The organism is Synechococcus sp. R3-13 (assembly GCF_047462195.1).
In the GTDB taxonomy this organism is placed as follows: Bacteria; Cyanobacteriota; Cyanobacteriia; order Thermostichales; family Thermostichaceae; genus Thermostichus.
The window spans coordinates 1-6071 of sequence record NZ_JANSIO010000210.1; the positions used below are offsets into that span (position 1 = coordinate 1).

A 6071-nucleotide genomic window follows, 5' to 3' on the forward strand; every position below is an offset into this window, starting at 1 on the left:
CCGCTTTAGCGGTCGGAGTCGGGTAGTTTACGGATGCATAAGTCTATTCAGAAAGCTCCAGAAACGCTCCCATGCGGCGAAACTTTTGGTAGCGCTCCTCGCGCAATTCTCGCCCGCTCAGGCTAGAAAGTTCCTTGAGATGCCTGAGAAGAGCCTCTTTGAGGGTTTGAGCAGCTTCCAAGGGCGCGCGGTGGGCGCCGCCAACCGGCTCTGGCAGGATCTCGTCGATCACCTCCAGTTGCAGCAGGTCTTGGGCGGTAATGCGCAGGGCTGCCGCCGCTTGGGGAGCCTTCTTGGCATCCTTCCAGAGAATAGCCGCGCAGCCTTCCGGCGAGATCACGGAGTAGACGGCGTGCTCAAACATCAAGATGCGGTTGCCCACCCCAATGGCCAAGGCTCCGCCCGATCCCCCTTCGCCGATGACGGTGCAGATGATGGGGATCTCCAGCCGAAAGAGGGTTTGTAAGTTGGTGGCAATGGCCTCTCCTTGGCCCTCGGCTTCCGCCTTGACGCCTGGGTAAGCCCCCGGCGTGTCGATGAAGGTGAGCAGGGGCAGGCCGAAGCGGTGGGCATGTTCCATTAGCCGCAGGGCTTTGCGGTAGCCGGCGGGATTGGGCATCCCAAAGTTGCGGTGGATGTTGTCTTTGGTGTCGCGGCCCTTTTGGTGGCCGAGGATCATCACCGGCTGATCCCCCAGCTTGGCCAACCCGCCCACAATGGCCGGATCGTCTTGGCCGTGGCGATCCCCGTGCAGCTCAAACCAGTCGTCGCAGATGGTCTGTACGTAATCCAGGGTGGTGGGGCGGCGGGGGTGACGGGCCACCTGGAGCCGTTCTACTGGCGTGAGCTGGCTGAAGATCTCGCGGCGCAGCTCTTCGGCTTTGGCTTCCAATTGGCGAATCTGCTCAGAAGCATCGATGTCGTTTTCTTCTGCCAAGGCCCGAATTTCTTGAATTCGTTGCTCCAGGGCGGCAACAGGCTGCTCAAACTCCAGCAGCAGGCGGTCGGTGGACTTGGTCATGACCGGTTGGCTAAACTTCGGGGGCGTGCTGTGCCTGGCAAAGGCTGCACAGATTTGGGGATGGGACTTTGATCTTCTCACATGTGGATCCCGTAGGCTAGAGGGAGCAATCCCCCTACTGCCCAAGAGGGATCCCTTGTCTGCTTCTGTCTCTTCTCCCCCTTCACCCCTTCCCCCCTGGCTGCGCTGGGGGGTGGTGGGATCCGTCGTCTTGGCTATCGGGGTGGGAGCCTTTTGGCAATACGGGCGGCCTGAGCGACAAATCCGGGCCCACACCCAGAGATTGCTGCGGGCGGTGGAGCAGCGCAACTGGGATCAGGTGGAGATGCTGGTCTCTGAGGCCTATAGCGATGGTTGGGGCCTGAACAAGCAGCGGGCGCTGGCCTACAGCCGCGAGATCTTCGGCCAATTTTTTCGCTTGCGCCTCCAACCCCAAGCGCTGCAGGTGCAGCTCGGCCCAGGGGATCCCAGTCGCCAAGGACGGGCCACCCTCTGGTTTGTTATCGAGGGCTCCGGCGGCCCCTTGGCCAACCTGACGCGAGATCAGGTGAATGCGCTGGAGCAACCCTTCCAATTGAATTGGCAGCGACGGGGTGGGGATCCCTTTCGCTGGGAGCTAACCCGCGTGGAGAATCCAGAGCTGCAACTGCCCCTTCTCCCTTCTCAAGAACAGGCAGGCCAGAGATGAGGGTCGAACACCAACAGGGGGAGCTGACCTTCAACTGGCGGGATCCACTGCACAATACCCCTTTGGCGGGCCTGAGCTGCATAGCGGCTGGGGAGAGGCTGCAACTGGGAAGAGGGCAGACGGCGCAGGAGGGGCTGAGTGGGAATGGGCAGAGCCCCTGTTTCTGGGTTGTCGATCTGGTCGGACAATCCGTCCTCAGAACTGCCTGGCTGCAACAGAATAACCCCTTCCGGTTGAAAAGGGATCCCTCGGCCCAGCAACAAACGACCGGTATCCAAAAGCTGGGGGCCGCCCTCCTGAGCAAGCTGAAACTCTGCCCAGCTAAAAACTCGCCGCGCCCGATCAACAGGGAGGCCGAAGCAGTAGGAGCCCAGTTGGAAAGTAATCAAGGTCTGCCGGTTTCTCAGTTGTTCTTGCCGAGCCAGACGACGCAGGCGCAGAGGGGAAAGCAGGGGCATGGACTACCTCGCCATCAAAACGCCGGTGGAAGGTGCCGAAGAGGCTGGTTGCAGCAGTTGCCGCAGCTTTTGGATCAGCTCCTGTTCCTGGAAGGGCTTGGAGAGGTAGGCGCTGGCTCCCAGCCGCTGGGCCAGTTGGCGGTGTTTCTCGCCACTGCGGGAGGTGAGCATGACCACGGGAAGCTGGTCATACAGGGGGTGGGCACGAATCTGGGCCAGCAAGCCAAAGCCATCCAGCCGCGGCATTTCAATGTCGGTAATCACCGCTCGGATGGGAATTCCTCTCTGCAAGTGCTCGAGGGCCTCTTGTCCGTCGCGAGCCTGTTCAACCCGGAACCCTGCTCTTTCTAGGGTCATGGCCAAGAAGCGGCGCACGTTGACCGAATCTTCCACCACCAGCAGGGTGGGCTGGGCGGCAAACCTGGGCTGGGGAAGGGGATCCCTTGCCGACTGACAGGGCTGATCCCGCTGGGCGAGCAGCCAGCTCAAGAGGGCAGGCGGATCCACGAAAAGAGCGATTCGCCCATCGGCCAAAACCGTACAGCCGGAGAATCCCGACGGCAGAGGCAGACCTCCCTCCACCGGGCGCAGAGTTACCTCTTGCTCCCGCCAAAAGCGATCCACCAACAGGCCATAGGGCCGGTTGTCTTCTACCACCAGCAGCACCACAGGTCGGTCGAGAAGGGGGGTCTCGTCAATTTCCCGGCGAGGCTGCCAGCGCGCGAAGCGAAACCAGTGGCCCACAGGAATTAAAGGGATCTGCTCCCCTTCCCAGAGAAAGGAATCGGCAGGCAACTGCGGGGGGATAAGCAATTCTTCCACTGCGTTGGCCGGAAAAGCCAACATCAACCCCTGGCATTCTGTCAGCAGCACGCGGGTGACGCTCAAAGAAACGGGCAGAGTGAGGGTAAACAGCGTGCCCCGTCCCGGCCAAGATTCCACCTGCACCTGGCCGCCAATTCGTTGCAGGTTGGTGCGTACCACGTCTAGACCCACTCCCCGTCCAGATAGCTCGCTGACTCGCTCGGCGGTGCTGAAGCCCGGCTGGAAGATCAACTCCAGCAGCTCCTGGGAGCTGGCCTCAGCCAGGTCGGCAGCGGAAAACCCTATCTGCAAGGCGCGGGCCCGGATTTTATCCAGACAGATCCCTGCCCCATCGTCTCGCACCGTGATCAGAGTGCGGTTGCCCCGTTGGCTGGCGGCAATTTCGATGAGGCCCTTGGCCGGCTTGCCCTGGGCCAGGCGGGTGTCTGGAGCCTCGATGCCGTGGTCAAAGGCGTTGCGCACCAAGTGCAACAAGGGATCCGCCAAGGCCTCCAAAATCGAGCGCTCGATTAGGGTGGATCCCCCCAAGACCCGCAGCTCCACGGGCTTGCCATGGGCTAAGCTCAGCTCCCGCAGCGCTCTGGGGAAGCGATCCGTCAAATCCGATAGAGGCTGCATGCGCACCTGGTCGAGACGGGTTTGCATTTGCCTGGAGAGGCGGCTGAGCTGGCGGGCGCTGCCTTCGGTCTCCTGCAGGGTGGTGTCGATATCGTGGGTTACCTCATCAATTTGCACAACGGTTTCCATCACCTCTTGGGTCAGCAGGTGCATCTCTCCATAGCGATCCATCTCCAAGAGGTCAAAGGTATCGGCCAAGGTCAGGCCGGGATCCCCTTCTTTTTTCAAGAGCACAGAAGCAGGCACGGTGGCAGCGACGCGGTCGTAGCTGCTGCGCAGGCGGCTGTTGGTTTCTTCTAGAGTGCGAACCCGCCGTTTGAACAAGCTGACCAGCTCCCGCAGCCGTTGCAGGCGACTGTTTAAGCGGTTGCGCTCCCCTATGAGCTCTCCCAACAGCTCCCCCAACTGTTCCAGAGGGCGAGCCGGCACCCGTAGCATCTCGGCAGCGCTTTTGGCCCCGGCTGGAATCGAATCCGGCAGCTCGGTGGCTCCTGCCATTGCAGGGGGAGGGGCTTCTGGCGGGGGGGAAACTGGAGGCTCTGCCGGATCCCAGGAGCTGGGGAGAAGAGCGACCTGACCGACCAGCACCAGGGCCTGCGAGCGTCGCCAAGCTTGTAAAGCCGCCTGAGCAACGGGCAACACCTGCTCCTTGGCATTTGGCGGCAGCGTCTCCAGAGCTTGGACTACTGAGCCGCACAGGGTGGCAAAGGCAGGCAGATCCAACATTTCCCCCAGCGCCCCCAGCTCTTGGGCAGCAATGAGAAACTCCTCCCGCAAACAGGGCTGCTCGGGGTGGGCCAGCACACCTTCCAACCGCTGCAGACAGGCCTCCACCTCGGTTGCAAACAGCAGCACCCGCATATCGCCCCCGGCCTCTGCTGCCAGGACTTGGACGTTGTCCTCAGGCTGCAACTCTCCCAACTGCTCTCGCAATTGATCGAAAAGAGGCTGCACCCGCTCTGCCAGCCAAGATTCGTCCAAAAGCCGCTGCTGGCGGTGCTGCTGGGCTATTTGGCGCATGCAATCCAACGCCGCCAAGAGGTTGCGCTCCACTGCGGGGTCGGCTTTTTGGGGATCCACCTGCAAGATCTTGAAACCATCTTCCAGGCGATGGGCCAAGTCGCTAAGCACCGGAAAGCCCATCATGGCCGCCCCGCCCTTGATGGAATGAGCAGCCCGCAGCAAGCGATCCAAACGGGGGCGATCCAAACTCTGGGATCCCAGGCCCAACACCCCTGCCTCCAGGGTGTCGAGGTAAGCCTGGGCTTCGTCCAAAAACTGCAGCCTAACCTGCCACTCGCGTGGGTCGAGGGAAGTGGGATTCGGCCCCATGCTAAACCGCCTCCCCCACCTTGAAGGTGGACACAGAAGTCTGCAACTGACGGGCAACCGCCACCGTAGCCTGGAGAGAGTTGGCCACCTGCTGCGAGGCTGCCGCCGTCTGGGCGGCAATGTTGGCGATTTGCTGCATCAACTGGCGCACCGTTTGAGATGCATCTGCCTGGGCATCGGTGGAGCGGGCAATGGCCTGAAAGAGCTGGTTCACCTGCCGCGAGACTTCCACAATTTGTCCCAGGCTCTGCTTGGCTGCTTCCACCAAGCGGGTTCCCTCCACCACCTGGCCGGTGCTGGTTTCCATCGCCTGTACCACCTCGCCGGTTTCCCGTTGGATCCCTTCCACAATGCGCTCGATCTCGCGGGTGGCTTCTGCCGACTGGGCCGCCAGTGCCCCGACTTCCTCGGCGACCACCGCAAAACCTCGCCCTTCTTCGCCGGCACGGGCTGCCTCGATACTGGCGTTCACCGCCAAGAGGTTGGTTTTCAGCGCAATCTGGTTGATCAAGGACACCACCTTGGAAATCTGCTGGGAAGATTCCCCCAGCCGCTTCACCTTCTTGGCCGTTTCGGCCACCGTTTCCCGCAGTTGCAGGATGTTTTGCACTGTGCGATCCATAGTCAAGCTGCTGTTGATGGCCGTGGCGGCGGCAGATTCGGCAACGGTGGCGGCCTGTTGGGCTTTATCGGCTACCTCCTCGATTGAGAGCGTCATTTGCTCGACAGAGCGCAAGGTCTCTTCGATTTGGGTGGCCTGTCGGAGAGCGGCTTCGGCCAACTCGCGAATGGCTGCCTCGTCACGACCAATGGATTGGTTGACTTGACCGGCGGCCTGCTGCACTTGAATCACGATGTCGCGCAAGCTCTCGATAATGGCGTTGAAAAAGTCCGCCATGATGCCAACTTGTCCGGCTGTTAGCTGCGCCCGCACCGTGAGATCCCCCCGCGAGGCTTCTGTGACCTCGCTGATAAGCTGCAGCAGCTCTCTTTGCAGCGCTTCCGACCGCTCCCGTTCCTGGGCGGCCACGGCTTTTTGCTCCAGCGCCCCCAGGTTACCCAAAGCTTGACCCAGGCGGTTGGCCAGCTCTGCCAAGGTTTTCTGTTCTTCGTCAGACCAGCTCTGGCT

The 6071-nt window shown here is 61.4% G+C and carries 5 protein-coding genes; 1 reads left to right on the forward strand and 4 read right to left on the reverse strand.

The genetic code is table 11. The annotated features are described in order from the left end of the window. Positions 1–43: 43 nt before the first annotated feature. Entirely contained in the window at positions 44–1021 is a 978-nt protein-coding gene (locus tag NW856_RS06555; protein WP_414399575.1) for an acetyl-CoA carboxylase carboxyltransferase subunit alpha, read from the reverse strand. Positions 1022–1157: 136 nt separating this feature from the next. Here NW856_RS06555 and NW856_RS06560 point away from each other — a divergent pair, with 136 nt between their 5' ends. Beyond that, the gene (locus NW856_RS06560) at positions 1158–1709 is read left to right on the forward strand and encodes a hypothetical protein (protein WP_414399576.1); all 552 of its coding nucleotides are present in this window, start codon (positions 1158–1160) and stop codon (positions 1707–1709) included. Here the strand turns inward: NW856_RS06560 and NW856_RS06565 are convergent. The 3 genes from NW856_RS06565 to NW856_RS06575 form a co-directional block, all read right to left on the reverse strand. Continuing rightward, a complete protein-coding gene (locus NW856_RS06565) occupies positions 1685–2167 on the reverse strand; it encodes a hypothetical protein (RefSeq protein ID WP_011434295.1) in 483 nt (160 codons plus the stop codon). The two genes, NW856_RS06560 and NW856_RS06565, sit on opposite strands and share 25 nt — an antisense overlap. Before the next feature lie 3 nt (positions 2168–2170). Further along, the gene (locus NW856_RS06570; RefSeq protein WP_011434294.1) at positions 2171–4942 is read right to left on the reverse strand and encodes a hybrid sensor histidine kinase/response regulator; all 2772 of its coding nucleotides are present in this window, start codon (positions 4940–4942) and stop codon (positions 2171–2173) included. Between the two features lies 1 nt (position 4943). Next, positions 4944–6071 (reverse strand): methyl-accepting chemotaxis protein (locus NW856_RS06575; protein WP_414399577.1); only part of this gene is annotated, 1128 nt, incomplete at its 5' end.